Annotated in this window: 23 protein-coding genes, 1 pseudogene and 2 riboswitches; of the genes and pseudogenes, 21 read left to right on the top strand and 3 right to left on the bottom strand. The window is 39.2% G+C overall.

Going from position 1 to position 23,458, the window contains the following annotated elements; all coding sequences use genetic code 11:
* Window positions 1–10: 10 nt before the first annotated feature.
* The 20 genes and pseudogenes from AMET_RS04480 to purD all read left to right on the top strand — a co-directional run bounded on the left by AMET_RS04480 (window position 11) and on the right by purD (window position 19,914).
* Window positions 11–409 carry a thioesterase family protein gene (locus AMET_RS04480; RefSeq protein ID WP_012062171.1) on the top strand — a complete coding sequence of 133 codons (399 nt, stop codon included), beginning with the start codon at window positions 11–13 and terminating at the stop codon, window positions 407–409.
* Between the two features lie 102 nt (window positions 410–511).
* A riboswitch (purine riboswitch) is annotated at window positions 512–613 on the top strand.
* A 151-nt stretch (window positions 614–764) separates the two neighbouring features.
* On the top strand, window positions 765–2,222 hold the full coding sequence (gene guaB / locus AMET_RS04485; RefSeq protein ID WP_012062172.1) for an IMP dehydrogenase: 1,458 nt from the start codon (window positions 765–767) through the stop codon (window positions 2,220–2,222).
* A 16-nt stretch (window positions 2,223–2,238) separates the two neighbouring features.
* A complete protein-coding gene (gene guaA, locus AMET_RS04490) occupies window positions 2,239–3,771 on the top strand; it encodes a glutamine-hydrolyzing GMP synthase (protein WP_012062173.1) in 1,533 nt (510 codons plus the stop codon).
* Window positions 3,772–3,921: 150 nt separating this feature from the next.
* On the top strand, window positions 3,922–4,341 hold the full coding sequence (locus AMET_RS04495) for a phage integrase SAM-like domain-containing protein (RefSeq protein WP_012062174.1): 420 nt from the start codon (window positions 3,922–3,924) through the stop codon (window positions 4,339–4,341).
* Window positions 4,342–4,748: 407 nt separating this feature from the next.
* Complete coding sequence (locus tag AMET_RS04500) at window positions 4,749–5,195, top strand: Csac_0668 family 2Fe-2S cluster-binding (seleno)protein (RefSeq protein ID WP_012062175.1); 447 nt, start codon at window positions 4,749–4,751, stop codon at window positions 5,193–5,195.
* Between the two features lie 273 nt (window positions 5,196–5,468).
* Window positions 5,469–6,266, top strand: a complete 798-nt coding sequence (locus tag AMET_RS04505) for a potassium channel family protein (RefSeq protein ID WP_083760834.1) — start codon at window positions 5,469–5,471, stop codon at window positions 6,264–6,266.
* Window positions 6,267–6,378: 112 nt separating this feature from the next.
* Window positions 6,379–7,053, top strand: a complete 675-nt coding sequence (locus AMET_RS24140) for a stalk domain-containing protein (RefSeq protein WP_012062177.1) — start codon at window positions 6,379–6,381, stop codon at window positions 7,051–7,053.
* 301 nt (window positions 7,054–7,354) lie between these two features.
* Window positions 7,355–7,605: pseudogene (locus tag AMET_RS04515) on the top strand (GMP synthase (glutamine-hydrolyzing)); the annotation flags it as partial.
* Window positions 7,606–7,742: 137 nt separating this feature from the next.
* Window positions 7,743–7,844, top strand: a riboswitch (purine riboswitch).
* A gap of 249 nt (window positions 7,845–8,093) precedes the next feature.
* A complete protein-coding gene (locus tag AMET_RS25545) occupies window positions 8,094–8,246 on the top strand; it encodes a hypothetical protein (protein WP_157047152.1) in 153 nt (50 codons plus the stop codon).
* Between the two features lie 65 nt (window positions 8,247–8,311).
* The gene (locus tag AMET_RS04520) at window positions 8,312–9,487 is read left to right on the top strand and encodes a 5-(carboxyamino)imidazole ribonucleotide synthase (protein WP_012062178.1); all 1,176 of its coding nucleotides are present in this window, start codon (window positions 8,312–8,314) and stop codon (window positions 9,485–9,487) included.
* 95 nt (window positions 9,488–9,582) lie between these two features.
* Window positions 9,583–10,095: a 5-(carboxyamino)imidazole ribonucleotide mutase gene (purE, locus tag AMET_RS04525; RefSeq protein WP_012062179.1), complete on the top strand. Its 513-nt coding sequence runs from the start codon at window positions 9,583–9,585 to the stop codon at window positions 10,093–10,095.
* 12 nt (window positions 10,096–10,107) lie between these two features.
* Window positions 10,108–10,818 (top strand): phosphoribosylaminoimidazolesuccinocarboxamide synthase, encoded by a 711-nt coding sequence (gene purC, locus AMET_RS04530; protein ID WP_012062180.1) that lies wholly within the window; start codon window positions 10,108–10,110, stop codon window positions 10,816–10,818.
* Between the two features lie 13 nt (window positions 10,819–10,831).
* A complete protein-coding gene (gene purS / locus AMET_RS04535; RefSeq protein WP_012062181.1) occupies window positions 10,832–11,074 on the top strand; it encodes a phosphoribosylformylglycinamidine synthase subunit PurS in 243 nt (80 codons plus the stop codon).
* A gap of 13 nt (window positions 11,075–11,087) precedes the next feature.
* Window positions 11,088–11,768 carry a phosphoribosylformylglycinamidine synthase subunit PurQ gene (gene purQ, locus AMET_RS04540; RefSeq protein ID WP_012062182.1) on the top strand — a complete coding sequence of 227 codons (681 nt, stop codon included), beginning with the start codon at window positions 11,088–11,090 and terminating at the stop codon, window positions 11,766–11,768.
* Complete coding sequence (gene purL / locus AMET_RS04545) at window positions 11,761–13,977, top strand: phosphoribosylformylglycinamidine synthase subunit PurL (RefSeq protein WP_012062183.1); 2,217 nt, start codon at window positions 11,761–11,763, stop codon at window positions 13,975–13,977. The genes purQ and purL overlap by 8 nt, the downstream gene beginning before the upstream one ends.
* Entirely contained in the window at window positions 13,929–15,380 is a 1,452-nt protein-coding gene (gene purF / locus AMET_RS04550; protein WP_198135390.1) for an amidophosphoribosyltransferase, read from the top strand. The genes purL and purF overlap by 49 nt, the downstream gene beginning before the upstream one ends.
* On the top strand, window positions 15,367–16,410 hold the full coding sequence (purM, locus tag AMET_RS04555; RefSeq protein WP_012062185.1) for a phosphoribosylformylglycinamidine cyclo-ligase: 1,044 nt from the start codon (window positions 15,367–15,369) through the stop codon (window positions 16,408–16,410). Before purF ends, purM begins: the two co-directional genes overlap by 14 nt.
* Window positions 16,398–17,054: a phosphoribosylglycinamide formyltransferase gene (gene purN, locus AMET_RS04560; RefSeq protein ID WP_012062186.1), complete on the top strand. Its 657-nt coding sequence runs from the start codon at window positions 16,398–16,400 to the stop codon at window positions 17,052–17,054. The genes purM and purN overlap by 13 nt, the downstream gene beginning before the upstream one ends.
* Window positions 17,035–18,561: a bifunctional phosphoribosylaminoimidazolecarboxamide formyltransferase/IMP cyclohydrolase gene (purH, locus tag AMET_RS04565; RefSeq protein ID WP_012062187.1), complete on the top strand. Its 1,527-nt coding sequence runs from the start codon at window positions 17,035–17,037 to the stop codon at window positions 18,559–18,561. Before purN ends, purH begins: the two co-directional genes overlap by 20 nt.
* 93 nt (window positions 18,562–18,654) lie before the next feature.
* On the top strand, window positions 18,655–19,914 hold the full coding sequence (purD, locus tag AMET_RS04570; protein WP_012062188.1) for a phosphoribosylamine--glycine ligase: 1,260 nt from the start codon (window positions 18,655–18,657) through the stop codon (window positions 19,912–19,914).
* Window positions 19,915–19,963: 49 nt separating this feature from the next.
* Here purD and AMET_RS04575 read toward each other — a convergent pair whose 3' ends face one another.
* Both AMET_RS04575 and AMET_RS04580 read right to left on the bottom strand, forming a co-directional pair.
* On the bottom strand, window positions 19,964–21,058 hold the full coding sequence (locus AMET_RS04575) for an NAD(P)-binding protein (protein ID WP_012062189.1): 1,095 nt from the start codon (window positions 21,056–21,058) through the stop codon (window positions 19,964–19,966).
* A 21-nt stretch (window positions 21,059–21,079) separates the two neighbouring features.
* On the bottom strand, window positions 21,080–21,313 hold the full coding sequence (locus AMET_RS04580; RefSeq protein WP_012062190.1) for a hypothetical protein: 234 nt from the start codon (window positions 21,311–21,313) through the stop codon (window positions 21,080–21,082).
* Between the two features lie 307 nt (window positions 21,314–21,620).
* Between AMET_RS04580 and AMET_RS04585 the strand changes: the two genes are divergently transcribed.
* Window positions 21,621–22,418 carry a methyl-accepting chemotaxis protein gene (locus AMET_RS04585; protein ID WP_012062191.1) on the top strand — a complete coding sequence of 266 codons (798 nt, stop codon included), beginning with the start codon at window positions 21,621–21,623 and terminating at the stop codon, window positions 22,416–22,418.
* 209 nt (window positions 22,419–22,627) lie between these two features.
* On the opposite strand, the gene AMET_RS04590 is transcribed toward AMET_RS04585, so the two are convergent.
* The gene (locus tag AMET_RS04590) at window positions 22,628–23,458 is read right to left on the bottom strand and encodes a MetQ/NlpA family ABC transporter substrate-binding protein (protein ID WP_012062192.1); all 831 of its coding nucleotides are present in this window, start codon (window positions 23,456–23,458) and stop codon (window positions 22,628–22,630) included.

Genomic DNA, 23,458 nt, shown 5'->3' on the forward strand with positions numbered 1-23,458 from the left:
GATGACTAAGATGGAGTTTAACTTAAAAGAAGGAATGGCAGCTCAGGTAGAGATTACTGTTGCTCAAAAGGATACAGCACAAGCCTTTGGAAGTGGCGGCGTAGAAGTATTAGCAACACCCATGATGATCGGATTGATGGAGAGGGCAGCTTTAACTGCAGTGGATCCTCACTTGCCTGACGGCTTTGCCACTGTGGGAACCCATTTAAATGTAAAGCATATGGGGGCAACCCCTGTAGGGATGAAGGCCTATGCTGAAGCAAAGCTCATTAAGGTGGAGGGTAAGAAGTTAACATTTGAAATCACTGCCCGTGATGAAGAAGAAAAAGTGGGCGAGGGGACCCATGAAAGATACATTATTCCCTTGGAAAAATTCATAGCAAGAGCCAAGGAAAAAGGCGAAAAGTAACGGGGTTATTGTTTGAAAATTCAAGCTCTTTACTTATTGGATACAATTGTTGACAACCCTATCAATATTTGATATGTTATAGACTATAAAAATCGACAAATTAATTACATTGTATAACACACTCATATAATGCCGAAAATAAGGTTCGGAAGTTTCTACCGGATGACCGTAAATCATCTGACTATGGGTGAAATTATTATAGGACAGTAAAATTGTGTAGAGCGGTTGTCTATATGATTTTGCTGTAGGGACATATATGCAAAAGTCCGCATAATGATTTCACTCCTAATGAGGATGAAATGATTACGTGGATTTTTTTATACAATAAAAAGAGAGAGAAGGGAGTTGTATTTCAATGGAAGATAAAATTGTAAAAGAAGGATTAACATTTGATGATGTTTTGTTAATTCCTGCAAAATCAGAAATTTTACCTAATCAAGTTGATATTTCTACTAGCTTAACAAAGAAAATAAAACTAAATATTCCTGTTATGAGTGCTGGGATGGATACAGTCACTGAGGCTAAAATGGCCATCGCAATGGCTAGAGAAGGCGGTATCGGAATTATCCATAAAAACATGACAATTGAAGAGCAAGCCCTAGAGGTGGACAAGGTCAAAAGAAGTGAGCATGGTGTCATTGTGGATCCCTTCTTTTTATCACCTGATCACCAAGTAGAAGATGCCTTAGAGTTGATGGAGCGCTATCGGATTTCAGGGGTACCCATTGTTGTGGAGGGAAAGCTAGTTGGGATCATTACCAATCGAGACATTCGATTTGAAAAAGATTATCAACGACCCATTAGTGAAGTGATGACAAAGGATTCTTTGATTACAGCATTAGAGGGGATTTCAATGGATGAAGCTCAGCAAATTTTGATGGCACATAAGATAGAAAAGCTACCCATTGTAGATCAAAATCACAATCTAAAGGGATTAATTACAATCAAAGATATTGAAAAAGCCATTAAGTTTCCCAATTCTGCTAAGGATGAGCAAGGAAGACTATTGGTGGGAGCTGCCGTTGGCGTCACTGCAGATATGATGGATCGGATCGATGCCCTGAACATGGTTAAGATAGATGTGATTGTTGTAGATACTGCCCACGGGCATTCAAGAGGGGTCATAGAAGCAGTCAAGAGTATCAAGTCAAAGTACCCTGAGCTACAGGTGATTGCAGGAAATGTAGCCACTGGTGGCGCTACTGAAGAGCTAATTAAAGCCGGGGCCGATGCAGTTAAAGTCGGAATTGGACCGGGATCTATTTGTACCACTCGAGTTGTTGCTGGAATCGGAGTTCCTCAAATCACTGCAATATATGATTGTGCTAAGGTGGCTAAACCTTATGGTATTCCAATTATTGCAGATGGGGGAATTAAGTATTCAGGTGAAATTCCAAAGGCCATTGCCGCTGGAGCCGATGTTGTGATGATTGGTTCACTATTGGCAGGAACAGAGGAAAGTCCTGGAGAAACCGTGATTTATAAAGGCAGAAGCTTTAAAATTTATCGAGGAATGGGCTCAGTTGCTGCCATGGAAAAAGGCAGTAAGGATAGATACTTCCAAGAGGATAATAAAAAACTTGTACCTGAAGGTGTTGAAGGAAAGGTACCTTATCGGGGAATGCTAAAAGATACAGTACATCAACTAATTGGTGGATTAAGAGCTGGAATGGGCTACTGTGGAACCGAAACCATTGAAAGACTTAAACTGGAAGGAAAGTTTATCCGGATTACGGGAGCTGGTTTAAGAGAAAGCCATCCCCATGATATTGTGATTACAAATGAAGCACCAAATTATAGCGTTCGTGATTAAGAAAGGGGTGTCCTAGATGAAGCAAGAGTTAGTATTGATATTAGATTTTGGTGGACAATATAACCAGTTAATTGCAAGAAGAGTAAGAGAGCATAATATTTATTGTGAAGTGGTACCTTACAAAATTACTGCAGAAGAAATTAAACTTAAAAATCCAAAGGGATTGATTTTAACCGGAGGACCCTCCAGTGTATATGGTGAAAGTACACCTCGATGTGAGGAGGAAATTTTTCAATTGGACATACCCATATTAGGAATCTGTTATGGTGGACAATTAATGGCCCATACATTAGGCGGTAAGGTCAATCGTGCTAAAAACAGAGAATATGGGAAGACCGCTTTACAAGTAGATGGCAACTCTAAGTTATTTAAGGAAGTGGCACAGGACTCAATTTGTTGGATGAGCCATACGGATTTTATTGAAACGGCACCAGCTGGATTTAAGATTACAGGAACCACTGCAGACTGTCCGGTGGCGGCAATGGAGAACCAAGAAAAAGCACTTTATGCAGTACAGTTTCACCCTGAAGTAGAGCATACTGAAAAAGGCAAAGAGATATTAAAAAACTTTTTATATGAAGTGTGTCATTGTCAAGGAGACTGGACAATGGAAAATTATATTGAAAAGGAAATAGAAGCCATTCGAAATCTAGTGGGAGACCGCAAGGTCCTCTGTGCTTTATCCGGTGGTGTAGATTCTTCTGTGGCTGCAGTGCTTGTTCATCAAGCAATCGGCGACAACCTAACCTGTGTGTTTGTTGACCATGGGTTACTTCGAAAAGATGAGGGGGACTGGGTGGAAGATATCTTTAGAAACCAGTTCGAGATGAATTTTATTCGTGTGAATGCAGAGGAACGTTTTTTAGGAAAATTGAAGGGTGTGACGGATCCAGAGCTGAAGCGAAAAGCGATTGGCGAGCTGTTTATCCGGGTTTTTGAAGAGGAAGCACAGAAAATTGGGGACTTTGATTTCTTAGTCCAAGGAACCCTATATCCAGACATCATTGAAAGTGGTACTGAGACTGCGGCGGTGATTAAAAGTCATCACAATGTAGGTGGCTTACCTGAGGATATGAAGTTTCAACTTATTGAGCCTTTTAAGTTTCTTTTTAAGGATGAAGTGAGAATCGCAGGTCTAGAACTGGGTGTCCCTGAGGAAATTGTATGGAGACAGCCATTCCCAGGACCAGGCCTAGCTGTGCGGGTGTTAGGAGAAATTACAGAGGAGAAGCTCCACATTGTTCGTGAAGCTGATGCCATTGTTAGAGATGAGATTATAAAGGCAGGGCTACATCGACAGATTTGGCAATACTTCGCCGTATTACCCAATATTATGAGTGTTGGGGTCATGGGAGACGAAAGAACCTATGCTCATACAATTGGCATTCGTGCCATTACAAGCTCAGATGCCATGACCGCTGATTGGGCTCGAATCCCCTTCGAGGTTTTAGAGAATATGTCTAGACGGATTGTAAATGAAGTTGAGGGTGCCAACCGTATTGTCTATGATATTACGTCTAAGCCACCATCAACAGTGGAGTGGGAGTAGGCTAAAGACATTCGAAATGTTGAATGATAGAGGATTATAAAGGTAGAGGATATAAAAATGGTGGTTTAGATTTTTGCTCAAATTTTGGGCTGTCTAAACCACCATTTTTTTAGTTTATCAACTTGAAAAATTTTATTAGGAGTTGGTAAAATGAAGAATAAAAATGGACTAAAACAGATTATTATGACAAAAAGAAGTGATTTAACTTACAAAGAATTAGAGGAAGACTATATTAAGGAGTGTAGGGTTAATAATCTTTCGGAGTACACTATTGATTTTTATGTTATTAGTGGAAGAACTTTTGGAAAGTTTGTTGATGTTAATGGATTGAAAGTAGCGGGAATTAAAAGAGATTTAATAGATGACTATATCTTACATCTAAAGGATACAGGAGTTAAAGATATTACAATCAATACTTATATTCATGGCATTTCACCTATAATAAAACACGGAATGGTATTAGGGATCATAGAAAAATTCGGTTTTAAGGATATTAAGACTACAGAACAAATTAAAGAAGTGTATACAGATGAGGAACCGGTGTATAGCAATTGTCAAAATTATAGGTAGGCTACTTAAAGGGGGATATTCCTCTAATAAAACTTAAATTTTATTGGCTGAGTATCGGCATTCGGTTAAAATAATCAGCGAGCATGAGGATGTAAGAGTTACAAGGGTGAGGCATAGTGGAGGATATGTAGAATATATCATGTATCCCCCCTACAATTGTATGGCATATGAGATGGATTGTTGTATTTTAAGCTTAAGCTATGTTAAACTCTGTTGTTGATTTTTATATAATTATGTAGCGAATTAGTGCTAGTCAAATTATATTGAAATTTCAAAGGTATTCAGTGGACTTGTGTAGAATGATATAGTGACACATAAGATGAAAAGGGCGACATAACCCTCATACAAAAGGAGATGATGGATTTATGAAGGAAAATAAAATAAATAAAAATTGCTGAGGATCTCAAATGGATTCTACTGGTCTAGTAGAAGAAAAAAAGTTATGTCGTAATTGTAACGAAGAAGGAACGAAAGTAAAAACGATTACAGTAAAGCATATGGTTATCGGTAGCTTGCTTCCAACAGTAACAGATGCTGACTATTATTTATGTACTAATGGAAAATGCGACATTGCTTACTATAGTTCTGAATCAGACTTGCAGATAAAAAAGGAGCAAGTCAAAGTGCCCATTTGGTTTAAGGAAGATGCGAATCCTAAATATATTTGTTATTGTAATCGAGTAACGGAAGCGCATATCATTAATGCTGTAAGAAATGAAGGAGCTAAAAACATGAAGGATATTATTAAGCTAACTAGTGCTATGAAGAATGGGAAATGTGAAGTTAATCATCCCACAGGAAAATGCTGTAGTCCCATAATTCAGGAAGTAATAAATAACGCTTTGGGAATTTGAAGAACCAGCAAATTTTAAGACGCACTTTCTATTCTATACGACATAAAATATTTGAAGAATGACTATATACTCAAAAATAGTACTATAGCCATTCTTCTTTTATTTTATAAAATATCAACATTTATCTTTAACAGAGCCTAACCTTAAAATACTATAGCTTAGTACAAAGAGTAGGATAGAAGTAAACCCTGCTTTTATTTTGCAGGTAATTCCATATATTTGTAGAATAATGAGGAAATAACAGGAAAATATAAGGTTTTACAAGACATAGAAATGGGTGATATTATGGAAGTTAGGTTTAAAGAGAATAAAAAACTGTATAAAATCTATGAGTATAGCATGGTGAGTTTAGCCTTAATTGTAGTTTCTATATTAATATTTGAGCTCATGTTTAATTTATCAGAATCAGCAAGTAGAGTGCTTTACCTACTGGATAATGCAATACTAGGAGTTTTCATAGTAGATTATATATTAAGATTGATAGTTTCAACAAACAAGAAAGTATTTATCAAGAAAAATGTATTAGATTTGATTGCTATAATGCCTTTTTCCTCTATATTTAGAGCTTTTAGATTAGCAAGGCTAGTAAGATTAGCGAGGTTATCTAAATTCAATAGATTGATAAGAGCAAGTGTTTGGCTAGGAAGATTCAAGGATAAACTCTTGGTTTTCGTTAAAACAAACGGTTTGATTTATATGATTGTGGTTACGATGCTTATGATATTAGTAGGTGCAACAGGTATATACTTATTAGGTGAAATGAGTTTTGTGGACGGAATTTGGTGGGCTTTTGTTACAGCCACAACAGTCGGTTATGGTGACATATCACCAGTGAGTTTAGGAGGACGGGTACTGGCAGGAGTATTAATGTTAGTTGGAATTGGTTTTATCGGAATGCTAACGGGAACAATTGCTACTTATTTTTTAGCTGGTGATAAAAGAGTCCAAAAAACATACAAAGATGAAATGCTAGATTTAGTTAAAGATAAATTGAATAATTTTGAAGAGCTAACATCCGATGATATTGATGATATTCATTTTGTGCTTAAAGGATTAAAGAATAAGAGTTGAAATACATAGTAGTTCACAATAGCTTTATTTCTTGATAGCTTCAAATTTCGACAATCTAAGCAGAAATGATTGTATAAGATGTAAATATAACTAAGAAGGGGTGTGTAAGTCTGTGAAAAAGTCGAAAAAATTAATTCTTTTAGTCGTTACAATTTTATTATTAAGTCTTGCTATGACAACCAGTGTCTTTGCATCGGATATCAAAGTAACGATAAATAACACATATTTAAATTTTGAACAACCACCAGTTGTTGAAAAGGGGAGAACGTTAGTACCTTTAAGAGCAATATTTGAAGCACTAGGTGCTAAAGTAGATTGGGAGGACTCCACTAGGACTATAACTGGAACCAAAGATTCTACTGTCGTAAGGCTACAACTAGGAAATAGCACTGCCACTGTAAATGGTACGAACATAACCCTACAAGTTCCTGCTACCTCAGTTAATGGACGTACTGTCGTTCCTACACGTTTTATTGCTGAAAGCTTAGGAGCTAATGTTGATTGGGACGGAACAACAAGAACTGTAATTATTACGACTGGTGAGAATATAAAAGAACCAACGCCACAACCAACACCTGAACCAGCACCAATATATTTAGGGCGGATTAATATCAATACTGCAAGTCTACAAGAATTACAAGAAATAATTCATATTAATGAAGTGAGGTCAAAGCAATTAGTAGAGTTAAGGCCATTTACTTCAATTAATGATTTAACTAAAATAAGTGGTATTGCTGATGTTAGACTTAAAGATATTATTGAACAAGGGAAAGCTTATGTTGACTAAAGGGATTATAGATTTGTTATAAGGAAGTGAGGTAATGCAACTAGAAGTATGGTGGTATACTCACTTGAGCAAAAATAGAACAGAATAGCCTACTACTTATTCCATGTGCGAGTAGGCATAATACTAGTTAATATACACCAATGGATATGGTCTATTCATTACACATCGCAGTAGGAATACATAAGCGTGGTTAGAACCGTATTTATAGTGCTACTGTGTATATAGCTATCAACTATCTCATGTTGAAAAGAAACAAACTGATATATCTAAACCGTAGTCTACTTAAAAATCGTAGACACCTTTGATAAACTCTATCAATCAATACTTCGCCGTATTACCGAATATTATGAGTGTTGGGGCCATGGGAGACGAAAGAACCTCAATTGCCATTCATGCCATTACAAGCTCAGATGCCATGACCGCTGATTGGGCTCGAATCCCCTTTGAGGTTTTAGAAAATATGTCTAGACGGATTGTGAACGAAGTCCAGGGAGCCAACCGTATTGTCTATGTATTACGTCGAAGCCTCCAGCAACTGTGGAATGGGAGTAGGCATTAAAACGAATTATTAAACCGTTAAATCGATTGAACATACGCATTAAGTCATATGAAATAATAAAATAACAAAATAATATTCGATTTTCTATTGACCTTTTAAATTCGATTTGGTATCATTAAGTTGTAATTAGCTCAGTCGAAAATTGAAGACTCATATAATGTCGATAATAGGGTTCGACAGTTTCTACAGGATCACCGAAAATGATTCTACTATGAGTGAAAGTGTACCTAGGGTTCCGTTCTTCTTATATGATACATGAGAGAAGAAGCAGGTCCGAGCGGTACAAGCATATCATATGCGACACCGAAGGGATAAAAGCCCAGGCGGATAGGTTTCACTTCGAAAGAAAACCTATCCGACTGGGTTTTTCTATGTGTATTTTTTTATTGCTAGTAAACTTATTGCATAAGAAATCGCATATTCCTAAATAATAAAAAATGAGTACATATCCGTTTTTCACATAAGGGGAGGATGGCATCCAATGAACAGAATACAAACATCTACATGGGATTTAGAAAGAATCTTGAAACTAAAAGAACATCAAACCAACTGTAGAGAAACCAGAGGGTGTACATCCCACAGTACATCTACTGGTATTTTTAATCATACTGAGATTTTTTTGTTACTACATTAATTAATGGCAGCTAAGTGTTCTTAGCTGCTTTTCTTTCACAAAAGTTCAATAGAAGGAGGGGGAAAATGCTAGAAAATGACATTAATCACATTAAAATAGGGATAATCGGTGGTGGTCAGCTAGGAAAAATGATGATCCTAGAGGGGCAAAAAATGGGTCTACAGTTTATTATATTAGATCCGGACTCTCATTGCCCAGCGGCCCCCATTGCAGATGAACAGATTGTTGCAGACTTCTATGATCAGGAGAAGATTGAAGCCTTAGCAGAGAGTTGTCATATATTGACCTATGAGTTTGAACATATCGATGCCGATGTATTGATCTCCCTCCAGGAGAAGGGTTATATGATTGAACCGGCTCCCCAAATTTTAAAGGTCATTCAGGACAAATATGAGCAAAAAAAACGACTAAGGGACAATGACATTCCTGTAGGAGATTTCAAAAAAGTGTATAGCATAGGGGACATTTACGAAGCCATTGAGGATTTCCAGCTACCAATCCTATTGAAAAGCTGTCGAGGTGGATATGATGGGAAGGGAAACTACTTGATCAATGATCTGGATGAAGTGGAATTGGCATATAAAAGCCTAGGTAATGGACAAGCTGATCTAATGGTGGAAGCCTTTGTTCCCTTTGAGAAAGAGATTTCGGCCATTGTGGCTAGGGGCATAAATGGGGAAATAAAGGTATTCCCAATGGCGGAGAACATTCATGTAGACAACATTTTGAATACAACCATATTTCCGGCTCAGATTAGTCAAAGGGCAGAAGACCAAGCTAAAGAAGTGGCTATGAAGACCATGGAAATGCTAAAAGGTGTAGGGGTATTTTGTGTCGAAATGTTTATAGACAAAGACGAACGTGTTTTAGTCAATGAAATTGCGCCACGGACTCATAACTCTGGACATTTCACCATAGAAGCCTGCGTCACCTCTCAATTTGCTCAACAGTTACGTTGTCTTTTAGGACTTCCCTTAGGGGATGTGGGACTACTGAGCTCAGGTGTTATGGTTAATCTACTAGGAGAAAACAAACAAAGGGGCCCAGCTAAAATGATTGGGGTAGCTGAAGTATTGAAAATCCCTGGGGTGTTTCTACACTATTATGGAAAGACAGAGACTTCTCCACAACGGAAAATGGGGCATGTAACCATATTGGGAAGTAGTATTGATGAGGCCATGGAAAAGGCAGTGGATGTGAGAAAGCTTTTGAGGGTGGTGTCTCAGGACAAGAATGATTAAAGTTTGGGTTGTCTTTACATCTTATAGAGTTTTAATTGTTTATAGATAATATAAGTAATTTTTTCAAATAAGAGGAAATGATAGGAGGTTTGTCTATGTTAGATCCAGTGGTGAGTATTATTATGGGAAGTGATTCTGACTTGCATGTGATGAAAGAGGCGGCTGAGATATTAGAATATCTTGAGGTTTCCTTTGAATGTCGTATCGTGTCTGCCCATAGAACCCCTCATGGAATGATTGAATTTGCACAGGAGGCAGAGGGACGAGAGATTCAAGTGATTATTGCAGGAGCAGGAGGGGCAGCCCATCTTCCGGGCATGGTGGCAGCGCTAACTACGTTACCAGTCATCGGTGTTCCTGTGAAAAGCAAGTCATTAAATGGTGTCGATTCCCTACATTCCATTGTACAGATGCCTCCTGGAATCCCCGTGGCCACAGTTGCCATCGACGGTGCAAAAAATGCAGGGATTTTGGCAGCACAAATTATTGCTTTACAGGATGAAAACATCAGGAAAAACTTAAAAAGATATAGAGTTGAACTAGAAAAAATGGTTCAAGACAAGGCAAATCGCCTAGAAGAAGTCGGTTATCGAGAGTATACTTTGTAAAGGGGTGTCGGCATGGAACAATTGGAAAAGTTAGAGATGCTTTATGAAGGAAAGGCAAAAAAAGTCTACGGAACACAAAATGTAGATCAAGTCATTGTTGAATATAAGGATGATGCAACAGCCTTTAATGGTGAAAAAAAGGGGACAATTGAAACAAAGGGTATTGTCAACAATCAAATGTCAGCCATTATTTTTGAAATGCTTACAACAATGGGAATTGAAAATCACTTTGTTAAGCTTTTAAGTGAACGAGAGATGCTTGTGAAGTCCGTCAAGATACTTCCAGTGGAGGTCATCATTAGAAACATTGCAGCAGGTTCCATGGCAAAAAGACTGGGTATTGAAGAAGGACATGTTTTAAAATCAACGGTGTTAGAGTTTTGCTATAAAAATGATGAGCTAGGAGATCCTTTGATCAACGAATATCACATCGAAGCATTGGGATTTGCAACTAAAGAAGAAATTGAAAGCATTAAAGCCATGACATTTCAGATAAATGAAATACTAAAGGAATTTTTCCTAACCAAGGACCTAAAGCTAGTGGATTTCAAGCTAGAGTTTGGATTATATAAAGGAATGGTTATTTTAGCAGATGAAGTGTCACCTGACACTTGTCGGCTATGGGATGTTCACACCAATGAGAAATTAGATAAGGATCGATTTAGAAGGGATTTAGGAAATGTCAAGGAAGCCTATGAGGAAATACTAAGAAGATTAAAATAAGGAGGCGTTAATAATGAAGGTAAATATATTTGTGACTTTGAAGGATAGTATTGCAGATCCACAGGGGAATGCCATCCATGGTGCCTTAAAGCAACTGGATTATAAGAATGTGGAGGATGTTCGAATCGGAAAGTTAATTGAAGTGGTCTTAGGAGATATTTCTAAGGAGGAGGCTGAAAAGCAGCTTCAAGAGATGTGTAAGAAGTTATTAACCAATCCAGTAATTGAAAATTATCGATATGAATGGGTAGACTAAGGGAGGGCTAAAAATGCGTTTTGGAATTGTTGTTTTTCCAGGATCTAATTGTGATATTGATTGTTACTATGTGTTAAAGGATGAACTTCAGCAGGAAGTTGAATATATATGGCATGAGGAAGAGCTTAAAGAAGGTTTTGATTGTATTATTTTACCTGGTGGATTTTCCTATGGCGACTATTTACGATGTGGGGCGGTGGCACAATTTTCTAAGGTAATGGAAGGGGTCAAGGTCTATGCCCATGCAGGTGGTTTAGTTGTGGGGATCTGTAACGGATTTCAAATCCTAACTGAAGCAGGATTATTGCCCGGGGCATTGGTTCGTAATAAGGGGTTGAAGTTTATTTGTGATACAACGCCTTTAAAGGTAACGGAAGCAAATAGTCCCTTTACCAATCAATATCAAAAGGGTGAAGTGATACAGATTCCAATTGCCCATGGAGAAGGAAATTATGTGGTGGATGAGGTCACACTAGCAGAAATGAAAACAAAGGGACAAATCCTCTTTACCTACGGTGAAAATCCTAATGGATCCACGGGGGATATTGCAGGAATCTGTAATGAAGGAAAAAATGTAATGGGGTTGATGCCTCATCCTGAACGGGCATCGGAAGCACTATTAGGCAATGTAGATGGCAAGAAATTTTTCCAATCAATCATGCATTACCTAGAGGGAGGGAAAAATAATGACTAATCAATATGAAGCAGTGGGCTTAAAGGCAAAGGAATATGAGGGAATCGTTGAAATGCTAGGGAGAGAGCCCAATGAGCTGGAATTGAACTTATATGGGGTCATGTGGTCAGAGCATTGTAGCTATAAGCATTCAAGATCAATGTTTAAGCATTTTCCAACCTCAGGGCCAAGTGTATTGCAGGGACCTGGAGAAAATGCTGGTATTGTCGATATTGGGGATGGATTAGCCATTGCCATGAAAATAGAAAGCCATAATCATCCTTCGGCAATTGAGCCCTATCAAGGGGCTGCCACTGGAGTGGGGGGAATCATCCGAGACATATTTGCCATGGGAGCAAGACCCATTGCACTTTTAAACTCCTTGAGATTCGGTGAGTTAGAGGGAGATGCAAGGGTGAAGTATTTACTAGAGGGCGTTGTGGAAGGAATCGCTGGATATGGGAATTGTATGGGCATCCCTACGGTGGGAGGAGAAGTGTACTTTAATCAATCCTATAGAGGAAATCCCCTGGTCAATGCCATGTGTGTCGGGCTGATAGAACATGATGCCATTCATCGTGGAACTGCATCGGGAGTGGGAAATTCCATTATGTATGTAGGGGCGGCTACGGGAAGAGATGGTATTGGCGGTGCTAGCTTTGCTTCTGCCACATTAACAGAGGAATCTGAGGAAAAAAGAGCAGCAGTTCAGGTAGGGGATCCCTTCATGGAGAAATTATTGTTGGAAGCTTGCCTAGAGCTATTAAAAACAGGATCCATTATTGGCATTCAAGATCTAGGGGCTGCGGGATTAGTCTCTGCCTGCTGCGAAACAGCTACCCGTGGAGAAGGGGGCATGGAAATTGATGTATTAAAAGTACCAAGGAGAGAGACAGGGATGGTACCGGTAGAAGTGATGATTTCTGAGTCTCAGGAGCGAATGCTCTTAATCGTAGAACGTGGCAGAGAAGAAGAAGTCAATGAAATTGTGAAAAAGTGGGGATTACACTCTGTGATCATTGGCCGAGTCACCAATGATGATAAATTAAGAATATTTGAAGGAGACAAAGTGGTGGGAGAAATACCGGCCGAGAGTCTAGATTCTTCAGGGGCACCAAGATATGAACCAGATTACGCACCACCAGCTGATTTAGCAGAGCTACAAAAACTAGACATAGAATCAATTCCAGAGCCTAGGGATCTCTCAAGTACACTCCGTAAGCTATTAGCCTCGCCAAATATTGCAAGCAAAGAGTGGATTTATCGACAATATGATCATATGGTGAGAACAAATACAGTGATAAAGCCGGGATCCGATGCTGCGGTCTTAAGAATACGTGGTACTAAAAAAGGAATCGCCCTAACAACGGACTGTAACAGTCGATATTGCTATTTGGACCCACGGGAAGGAAGCAAAATCGCTGTAGTAGAAGCAGCTCGAAACATCGTATGCAGTGGGGGGAAACCCATTGCCATTACAGATGGATTGAATTTTGGAAGTCCAGAGACACCTGAAGGATACTGGCAGTTTAGAGAAAGTGTTCTAGGACTTAGTGAAGCCTGCCGTGAAATGGATACACCAGTCATAAGTGGCAATGTGAGTTTCTATAACCAAACTGAAAAAGGAAGCATTCACCCCACACCAATCGTGGGAATGGTGGGGCTCATAGAGGATATATCGAAGACATGCACCATGGCATTTAAAGAAGCGGGAGACATCATAGTACTATTAGGCCAAACAAAGGCTGAGATTGGTGGCAGTGAATATTTGGCTTCTATTCATGGTCAGGAAAAAGGAAAGATTCCTCATTTGAATTTATCCTTAGAGAAACGATTACAAAAAGAGGTATTGGCATTAATCCAAGGTGATCTTGTACAATCAGCCCATGATCTAAGTGAGGGTGGTTTAGCAGTTGGGGTGGCAGAATGTGCCATTGCTGGGGGGATAGGAGCAAGGGTTGAAGTCAACACTGAGCTCAGAAATGACATTGTCTTATTTAGTGAGAGCCAATCGCGATTTTTAATGACAATAAAGCCAGAACATTTAGAAACAGTACAGGAAAGACTAAAACAATCAAACATTCCCCATGAGCAATTGGGAACTGTAATAGGAAATGAGCTGCAAATGCAGATCAATGGAAATGTTGTGGTCAAGGAGTCTATTGGAGAACTGGAAGAAATATGGAGAGGGGCATTGCAATGTTTAATGGAGTCCATGAAGATCGATTAAGAGAAGAATGTGGTGTGATCGGGATCTTTAATAGAGATGAAAAGCATTTAGCAAAGCAACTGTATTACGGACTTTATGCCCTACAACATCGGGGGCAAGAGAGTGCTGGAATTGCAACAACAGATGGCAAACAGACCCGTTGTCATAAGGGAATGGGTTTGGTGCCAGAGGTTTTCAATGAAGAGGATTTAAAAAGACTACCTGGAACCATTGGGATTGGACATGTACGCTACTCCACAGCGGGAGAAAGTCAAGCAGTCAATGCACAGCCCCTAGTGGCGAAGTATCGAGGGGGGAGTATTGCCCTGGCCCACAATGGGAACCTAGTCAATGCAGCTCTTCTGAGAAAAAAGCTAGAAGAAGATGGGGTTATATTTCAGACAACAATAGACAGTGAGGTGATTGTGAACCTTATTGCCCGTTATAGTCGAGATGGAATCGTGGAGGCCATTGAAAGAACCATGGATTTGATCAAGGGAGCCTATGCCCTTGTGATGATGACAGATAAGAGTTTGATTGGTGTTAGAGATCCCTTGGGATTAAGACCCCTTTGTTTAGGAAAAAAGGATGAGGGCTATGTGCTAGCATCTGAAAGCTGTGCTTTAGAGACCATAGGGGCCACTTTGATACGGGATATTGAACCGGGAGAGATGGTATTGATCAATGGAGATCAGGTTGAAAGTCATCGCATTGCCAAGGAAAAAAGTAGGGCTTCCTGTATTTTCGAGTATGTCTATTTTGCCCGTCCTGACAGCCAAATTGATGGGGTACATGTCTATGAAGCAAGAATTGAAACCGGAAAAATGTTAGCAAAGGAGCACCCCGTTGAGGCAGACATTGTCATTGCAGTTCCAGATTCATCTATTGCTGCTGCCTTGGGATATTCTAAAGCCTCAGGCATTCCATTTGTTGAAGGATTGATTAAAAATAGATATGTAGGTCGAACATTTATTCAACCAGATCAAGCTACACGAGAAGCTGCTGTTAACTTGAAGCTCAGTCCTGTCCGTAGTAACATCCAGGGAAAGAGAATTATTCTTGTGGATGACTCCATTGTGAGGGGCACAACAAGTCAACGAATCGTTAGGATGCTGAAAAATGCAGGAGCCAAGGAGGTTCATATGCGAATCAGTTCCCCACCGGTGGCCTATAGCTGCTACTTTGGTATTGATACCCCAGATCGTGAAAAATTAGTAGGAGCCACCCATACTGTAGATGAAATTTGCCGTAAAATTGGTGCCGATAGCTTAAGATATATTAGTGTTGAGGGTTTGGTTCAAGCCACAGGCCTTCCAAAGGAGCATTTTTGTTTAGCGTGCTTTAATGGACGTTATCCAATCGAAGTACCAGAGTCATCTAATGAAAAAATGTTTAAGAGATGGGAAGGTGATGGCAATGCCTAAGTTAACCTATGAAGAAGCCGGAGTCAATGTGCAAGAAGGACAAAGGGCTGTGAATCTAATGAAGGAATCAGTGAAAAGCACATTTACAAAGGGTGTGTTAGGAGACATCGGTGGTTTTGGAGGGCTCTTTGCCCTGGATCCAAGGGAGATGGAAAAACCCATTTTAGTTGCAGGGACCGATGGCGTTGGGACAAAGCTTAAGCTGGCCTTTATGATGAACCGACATGATACAATAGGAGAAGATTGTGTGGCCATGTGTGTAAATGATATTTTATGCCAAGGAGCCAAACCCCTCTTTTTTCTGGATTATATTGCAACAGGTAAACTCAAAGCGGAAGTGGTAGCAGAAATTGTACAAGGAATTGCCAATGGATGCAAGAAAGCAGGTTGTGCCCTAATTGGAGGAGAAACAGCAGAGATGCCAGGATTTTATCAAAAGGGTGAATATGATGTGGCGGGATTTACTGTTGGAATGGTAGAGGAGAAAAACTTGATTACGGGAAAAGAAATTAGCCAGGGAGACATCATGATTGGGATTTCTTCTAGTGGTGTTCATAGCAACGGATTTTCATTGGTTAGGAAGCTCTTCTTTGAAGACAAACAATATTCAGTGGATCAATATGTGGATGGCCTAGGGGAAACATTAGGAGAGGCCCTTCTCAGACCAACTAAAATATATGTTAAACCGATTCTAGAGGTATTACAGCAGGAGAAAATCAAGGGAATGGTCCACGTCACTGGAGGCGGTTTTTATGAGAATATTCCCCGGATATTACCTGAAGGAATCGATGCCAATGTTCATTTAGATACATGGCAGGCACCTCCGATTTTTCAGTTTATTCAACAAGAAGGACAAATCGAGCAAGATGAAATGTTCTCTACATTTAATATGGGGATTGGCATGATAGTAGTGGTTGAAAGGTCTGCTGGGGAAAAGGTAGTGCAGTTATTACAAGAGTTAGGTGAAGAGGCATCCATCATTGGTGAAATGGTAAGGGGAAGCAAACAGGTGGTACTATGTCAAAAATAAAAATAGCAGTTCTGATCTCAGGTGGAGGAAGTAATCTTCAGGCCTTAATCGAAGCCAGTCAAAGCTGGGAAGATTTAGCTGAAATCACTTTAGTGGTTTCTAGTCAAGAAGATGCCTATGGATTACAACGAGCTAGAAAATATAATATCCCCACCGTGGTTTTATCTAAAAAGAGATATGCTAGTGCAGAAGAACGTGAACAAAGACTTTTAGATTTATTAGAAGAACATTCAATTGATCTAATGGTGTTAGCTGGGTATTTAGCCATGGTGCCTCGAAGGATTGTTGAGAGATATGAAAATCGTATGATGAATATTCACCCATCCCTACTGCCAAGCTTTTCTGGAAAAGGATATTATGGGATTAAAGTCCATGAAGAGGCATTGGATCGGGGAGTGAAAGTAACGGGAGCAACTGTTCACTTTGTCAATGAGATCACCGATGGAGGACCTATCATTTTACAGAAAACCATTGAAGTCAATTTTGAGGATGACGCATTGACCCTGCAAAAAAGGGTTTTAGAGATAGAGCATGAAATACTGCCTAAGGCCGTGAAGCTTTTTGCTGAAGGAAAAATTGAAGTGATCAATAATAAGGTAAAAATAAATGGTGAGGTGAAGCCAAATGAAACGTGTATTGATTAGTGTTTCTAATAAAGAGGGGATTATTCCCTTTGCAAGGAAGTTAGTCCACCTGGGAATTGAAATTATATCCACTGGTGGGACTGCTACGCTTTTAAGAGAAGCGGAAATTGATGTGATGGAGGTATCAGAGTTGACTGGATTTCCTGAATGCCTAGAGGGAAGAGTCAAAACCCTACATCCTGTGGTACATGGAGGGATTCTTGCTGATCGAAGTAAAGACAGTCATATGAAGACCTTAGAAGAATTGAAGATCAAGCCTATTGATTTAGTGGTCATTAATTTGTATCCATTTAAAGAAACCATTCAAAAGAAAAATGTGACATTAGAGGAAGCCATTGAAAATATCGACATTGGTGGTCCCACCATGCTACGTGCGGCTGCTAAAAACTATCGCCATGTGACGGTGATAACGAACCCGGAGGATTATCATGCCGTGTTAGAGGAGATTGAAGCAAAGGGAAATACTGAAGAAACAACACGTTATGAACTAGCAAAAAAGGTGTTTCAGCATACAAGTCAGTATGACACACTGATTGCTGGTTATTTAGGTAAAGATGAACTGGTCTTTCCAGAACAGTTAACTGTTACCTATGAAAAGGTACAAGATTTAAGATATGGTGAAAATCCTCATCAAAAAGGAGCCTTTTACAGGGAAATTGGATGTGAAGAAGGGACCCTGGCCTCGGCAAAGCAACTACAGGGGAAGGAATTATCCTTTAATAACATCAATGATGCCAATGGTGCATTGGCTTTATTAAAGGAGTTCCAAGAGCCTACCGTGGTAGCCGTAAAGCATACAAATCCTTGTGGAGTGGCCTCGGCTAAAAATATTGACGAAGCATGGGACAAGGCCTATGCTGCAGACCCAACCTCAGTGTTTGGTGGTATTATTGCGGCAAATCAAGTCATTGACGCTGAAACCGCTACAAAGCTCCTTGAGGTCTTTTTAGAGGTGGTGATCGCCCCGGGTTACACACCTGAAGCCTTAGTATTATTCAAGCAAAAGAAGAATCTAAGGGTGTTGGAATTATCATCAATCCTAGCTGAACCTAAAGGACAGATGGATATGAAAAAGGTATTAGGCGGTCTACTGATACAAGAATACAATACAGGACTTATTGGTAATTTGAAGACTGTCACTGAGAAGGAGCCCACTACTGAAGAAATAGAGGATTTACTCTTTGCTTATAAAGTTGTGAAGCACACGAAGTCAAATGGGATTGTTGTGGTAAGGAATCAACAAACCCTGGCCATTGGACCAGGGCAAACCAGCCGTATTTGGGCATTGGAAAATGCCATTGGAAATTGTATTCATCCATTAGAAGGCAGCGTATTGGCCTCGGATGCTTTCTTTCCTTTTAAGGATTGTGTAGAAGTCGGGGCAAAGGCCGGTATCAAGAGTATCATTCAGCCAGGAGGTTCCATGAGGGATCAAGAGTCTATAGACGCTTGTAATGAACGTGGGATGGCTATGGTATTTGCGGGAGTGAGGCATTTTAAACACTAGATAGATCGTTTGCTTAATGATTTAATAAAAAATGCACAGGCTAGGGTTTCGCCTATGAATAACGCCAATAGATTGTGAAGGAGATGTTGATTAATGAAGGTTTTAGTGATTGGTAATGGGGGACGTGAGCATGCAATTATCTGGAAGCTCAACCAAAGTCCTGATGTAAAGGAAATATTCTGTGCCCCAGGCAATCCTGGGATCGGTAAAATTGCAAAAAATGTTGATATTGATCCTGATGATATACAGAAACTCGTCGAATTTTCCCGGGAAATAAATATTGATTTAACAATTGTGGGACCAGAAGCACCTTTGGTGGAAGGAATAGTGGAAGTCTTTCAAGAATCAGGTTTAAAAATCATTGGTCCCAGTAGTCATGCAGCTCAGTTGGAGGGAAGTAAATCCTTTGCAAAGGCGTTTCTCAAAAAGTATAAAATTCCTACGGCACTGTCCCATGAGGTGACTGATCTTGCGGAAGGGAAAAGTATATTATCTAACTACACATTTCCTGTTGTCATTAAAGCAGATGGATTGGCCGGGGGTAAGGGTGTGTTCATTTGCCAAAGTGAAGGTGAAGCCATAGAACAGCTACGGTTGTTGCTAGAAGAGAACGTGTTAGGGAAAGCGGGGCAAAGGGTTGTTATCGAAGAGTTTTTGGAAGGAATAGAAGTCTCTATTCTATGCTTTGTAGATGGGAAAACCATTAAGCCAATGATTAGCAGCCAGGATCATAAACAGATTTTTGAAGGTAATCGAGGACCTAATACCGGTGGTATGGGGACTTGTGCACCTAATCTACTCTATACAGAAGAAATTGCCAAAAGGGTAGAAAAAGAAATCTTGATGCCAACACTAGGAGGAATTCAAGCAGAGGAGATGGATTATCGGGGGATTATATTTGTGGGGATCATGCTCACAAATGAGGGACCAAAGGTGTTGGAATATAATGTGCGCTTTGGTGATCCTGAAACCCAAGTCGTCTTACCCTGTCTGAAGACGGATTTATTAAGCATATTTTTGCATGTGGAGTCTGGGCGGTTGGGAGAGCTGGAAATACAGTGGCAGGATGCCTATGCTCTCTGTGTTGTTTTAGCTTCAAAGGGCTATCCTGAGGACTATGAAAAGAACAAAGAAATCACAGGAATAGAAAAAATAGAAGATGAGATACTACTTTTTCACAGTGGAACTGTGGAAAGAGAAGGAAAGCTATACACCAATGGGGGACGTGTACTAGGTGTCACAGTGGTGGCGGAGAACCAGAAGGTTGCACAAAAGAAAGTGTATGAAAATATTGATAAAATTCACTACCATGGCAAGACATATCGTCGTGATATAGGACAAGTCATATTGTAGTTTGAATCATAATAGTATAAAACAAAGTAGGGGTGATCTGAGGTCTCCCCTACTTTGGTGTTGTCAGCCGAATCCAAGGCTTTAGTATGGTACTCAGATGCTGTAGAAGGTTAATTTGGGTTGTAAAGAGTTTATTGCCTAATTGATTATTTAGGGCACCCACAAAGTAATCATAATCTTGGTTGCTCATCTTTTCTAATGCTCTCCGCAATACCAGGGAACTTTCATAGCTTTTTATCAGATGATGTGACAGCTTTTCATATTGTCCCATACCTGCTAAATCCTGGGCTGCATAGATACCGGTTAAAAGAGAAGAAAACTGACCAAACCCTAAAAATGGCATCAAGGAACAAAAACAGTTTCCTGTAAAAAAGGTATTGCCAATCCGCCCATGCTCACTACGGCCAATAATATAATTTGTCACGTTGAATTCATCCACGGGTGTAAGGGATGAAAATCCCTCCTTTTGTAGTAGTTTCTGGAACCTCTCCCATAACTGGTCTAAGTCTTGTACTTCGTTTTCTGGGTAGTTAGGGAAGGCAATGGTTGCATTGGCTTCCTCATGGGACAATGGAATCAGATAGGCATATCCCTTAGGAGCAACATCGTGATTTAACCAAGCATACACTGTGTTGACGTCAAAGGAGCCCCGGTAGATGGAACCCTTTAAACGGACAGTTAAGTCCTGGCGGTAATTCCCTAGTTTCATGGGATAGGAACCATCCCCAGGAGACATGATCACATGTGAATATGTAGCAAGTAGATCCTCATAGGTAGAATCTGAATTAAAAAAGAAATTTGAAGTGACTTGTTTAGATAATTGTGATTCCCAGGCTAAGGGATGACGACCCCGAATAGATGAAAAACCAAGATTACCTTCTATTGTGGCGCGACTTTTTTCTGAAATTAAAACAAGTTTTTTAATATTGGCAGTAGGTTGTAGGAAAACATGATGTTTTTCTGATAGATAGGCAACCGAATCTTGAATGGGACGGTTAAGAATATCCAATACAATTTCACCATTAATAAAACGGTCACCAACACATCTGCGATTTTCATAAATATCCGGATAGATGCCATGCTGTTCTAACGTGATGGCACAGCTTAAGCCTGATAAACCAGCCCCCATAATAGCAACCTTCAAAGAACTCACCTCATTTATAAGTTATTCAAATTTCTTAGTCGTATTGTCGACATTTGTTGTGTCTTGTCCTAAAATATGGGGTAACTCATCTCCATAGAATAAACTACTATCAAAATAATCCACATTACGAATCATGTCTAATGGCATCACATAACCCAGCTGATGATTTTCAGTTATTTTATATTTTTTTCCTAAATAACTGGCATCTAGTTTTAGCTTGAAATTTTTGAATCGGTCTCTATTATGATGTTTCAATTTTTTACCTCCTCACGATTAATATGATATTGAGATATAGTCCTTCTATCAGTATGTGTTAATAGAGAAAAATTACAGAATGAAATGATATCCTAATTTACCTTGTTTATGAAATGTTAACAAAGAGAAAAAAGCGACAATCTAAAAATGATATAAGATTTTAAAGGATAATGTGATTTAATGGAGAACTAATTCAATATAGCAATTCAATCATTGAAGTAAAATTGATCATAATTTAAGGGAAAGTCAAAGGACTTCCCTTGAGTTAAGTCGGGTTTTCACTTCAAATCAGATAGGAGTGAACAACATGAAAATTGGTATTATCGGTGCAGGAGCAGGGGGAACTTCGATTTTCAAGTCTTTAAATAAGCTAGAGAAAATAAAGGTCGTGGGGATTGCGGATATTAATGTGGATGCGCCAGGGATGAAATTAGCACAAGAGCTAGGGATATACCATAGTACAAGTATTGAAGCATTACTACAAAAAGAAATGGATTTACTTATTGAGGTGACTGGAGTACCCGCGGTTCAAGTGCAAGTAGACCGTCACAATATTAATGGAGCTAGGGTAGTAGCTAGTGATGTGGCGCAATTAATGATGCTTTTAGTGGAGACAGAAGAGGGATTAACGGAGCAGTTGGAGAATCAACTAAAGGAAATTAATCACTTAAGCCATGTGACACAAAAAGGGGTTGCTAAAATGCAAGACAGCATTGATAATACCACTAATTTAAGTGCTGTGCTTGATACCTTTGCTCAAAATACCATTGAACATGTAAAGGAAACTGACCAAATCATTCGATTTATTGAAAAAATCACACAGCAAACTAACATCCTCGGGTTAAATGCTTCTATTGAAGCTGCTAGAGCTGGAGATCAAGGAAAAGGATTTGCCGTGGTGGCCAAGGAAGTTCAAAAGCTTGCCAATAACAGTCAGGAATTTACACAAAAGATTGGAAGTATTTTAAATAAAATTAAGGAAGAGGTATTTGCTGTTTCTACTGAAATTGAATCTTTACATCATGTTGCCCAAGAGCAAAAACAAGTAGGAGAAGATTTAGCAACGGCAATTGATAGCCTATCTAATAATATTAAAAATAATTAAAGCTGTTATTATATAAAAAGAGGCAGGGGATGATTGAACACCCACTACCTCTTTTATTTAAGCACTTGAAATTTTTAATACAGAATAGTTAAAGATTTTAGTTCTTTTCTATAATTCCCACTCCAACTGATTAGGTATAGGTGAATCTTAATATAATTAACAATTCCTAAGATATTCGAGGGTTTGAGTTAGAGTAAACAAAGTAAAGGTTAAAAAGCGGGCACAATAGCACCTTTATACTCACTCTGGATAAAATCTCTAACAGCAGAGCTGGTGAGTACTTCAACCAATTTCTGGATTTTTTCTTCTGATTCATTTCCAGGAACAATAGTTACAATATTGGCGTAGGGTGAATTTGAATCCTCCAAAAGCAAGGAATCATTTACAGGATTTAAGGATGCTTCTAAGGCATAGTTAGTGTTAATAATAGCAGCATCAACATCATCTAAAGAACGAGGGATTTGTGGCGCTTCAAGGGCAATGAATTTAAAGTTTTTAGGGTTTTCACTAATGTCATGTTCTGTAGCTAATAAATCTGTGTCATCATCTAATTGAATGACTCCATAATTAGCTAACAATAAAAGTGCTCTCCCGCCATTGGTTGGATCATTAGGAATTGCAATGGTAGCGCCATCTTGCAATGCTTCTAGGGAATCTACTTTTTTAGAATATAATCCTAAAGGTTCCACATGGGTTTTTGCAACATCCTTTAGTTGAATATTGTTATTCTCAGCAAATGTCTCCATATAAGGAACATGCTGAAAAAAGTTGGCGTCAATTTCGCCATCGTGTAAAGCTAAATTAGGTGTTGTGTAGTCTGTAAACTCAACAATTTCTAAGTCGACGCCCATATCTAATAGAATAGGCTTAATAAAATTTAAAATTTCAGAATGGGGGACAGGTGTGGCACCAACCCTTAACTTGACAGTCTCAGGAGCCTCATCTGTTGAGACAACCTCATCCTTTGCCTTTGTGGTGCATCCAACAATCAACGTAATAAGTAATAGACCAATAATTGATAAAAATAAACGTTTTTTCAT

The organism is Alkaliphilus metalliredigens QYMF, assembly GCF_000016985.1.
In the GTDB taxonomy this organism is placed as follows: Bacteria; Bacillota; Clostridia; order Peptostreptococcales; family Natronincolaceae; genus Alkaliphilus_A; species Alkaliphilus_A metalliredigens.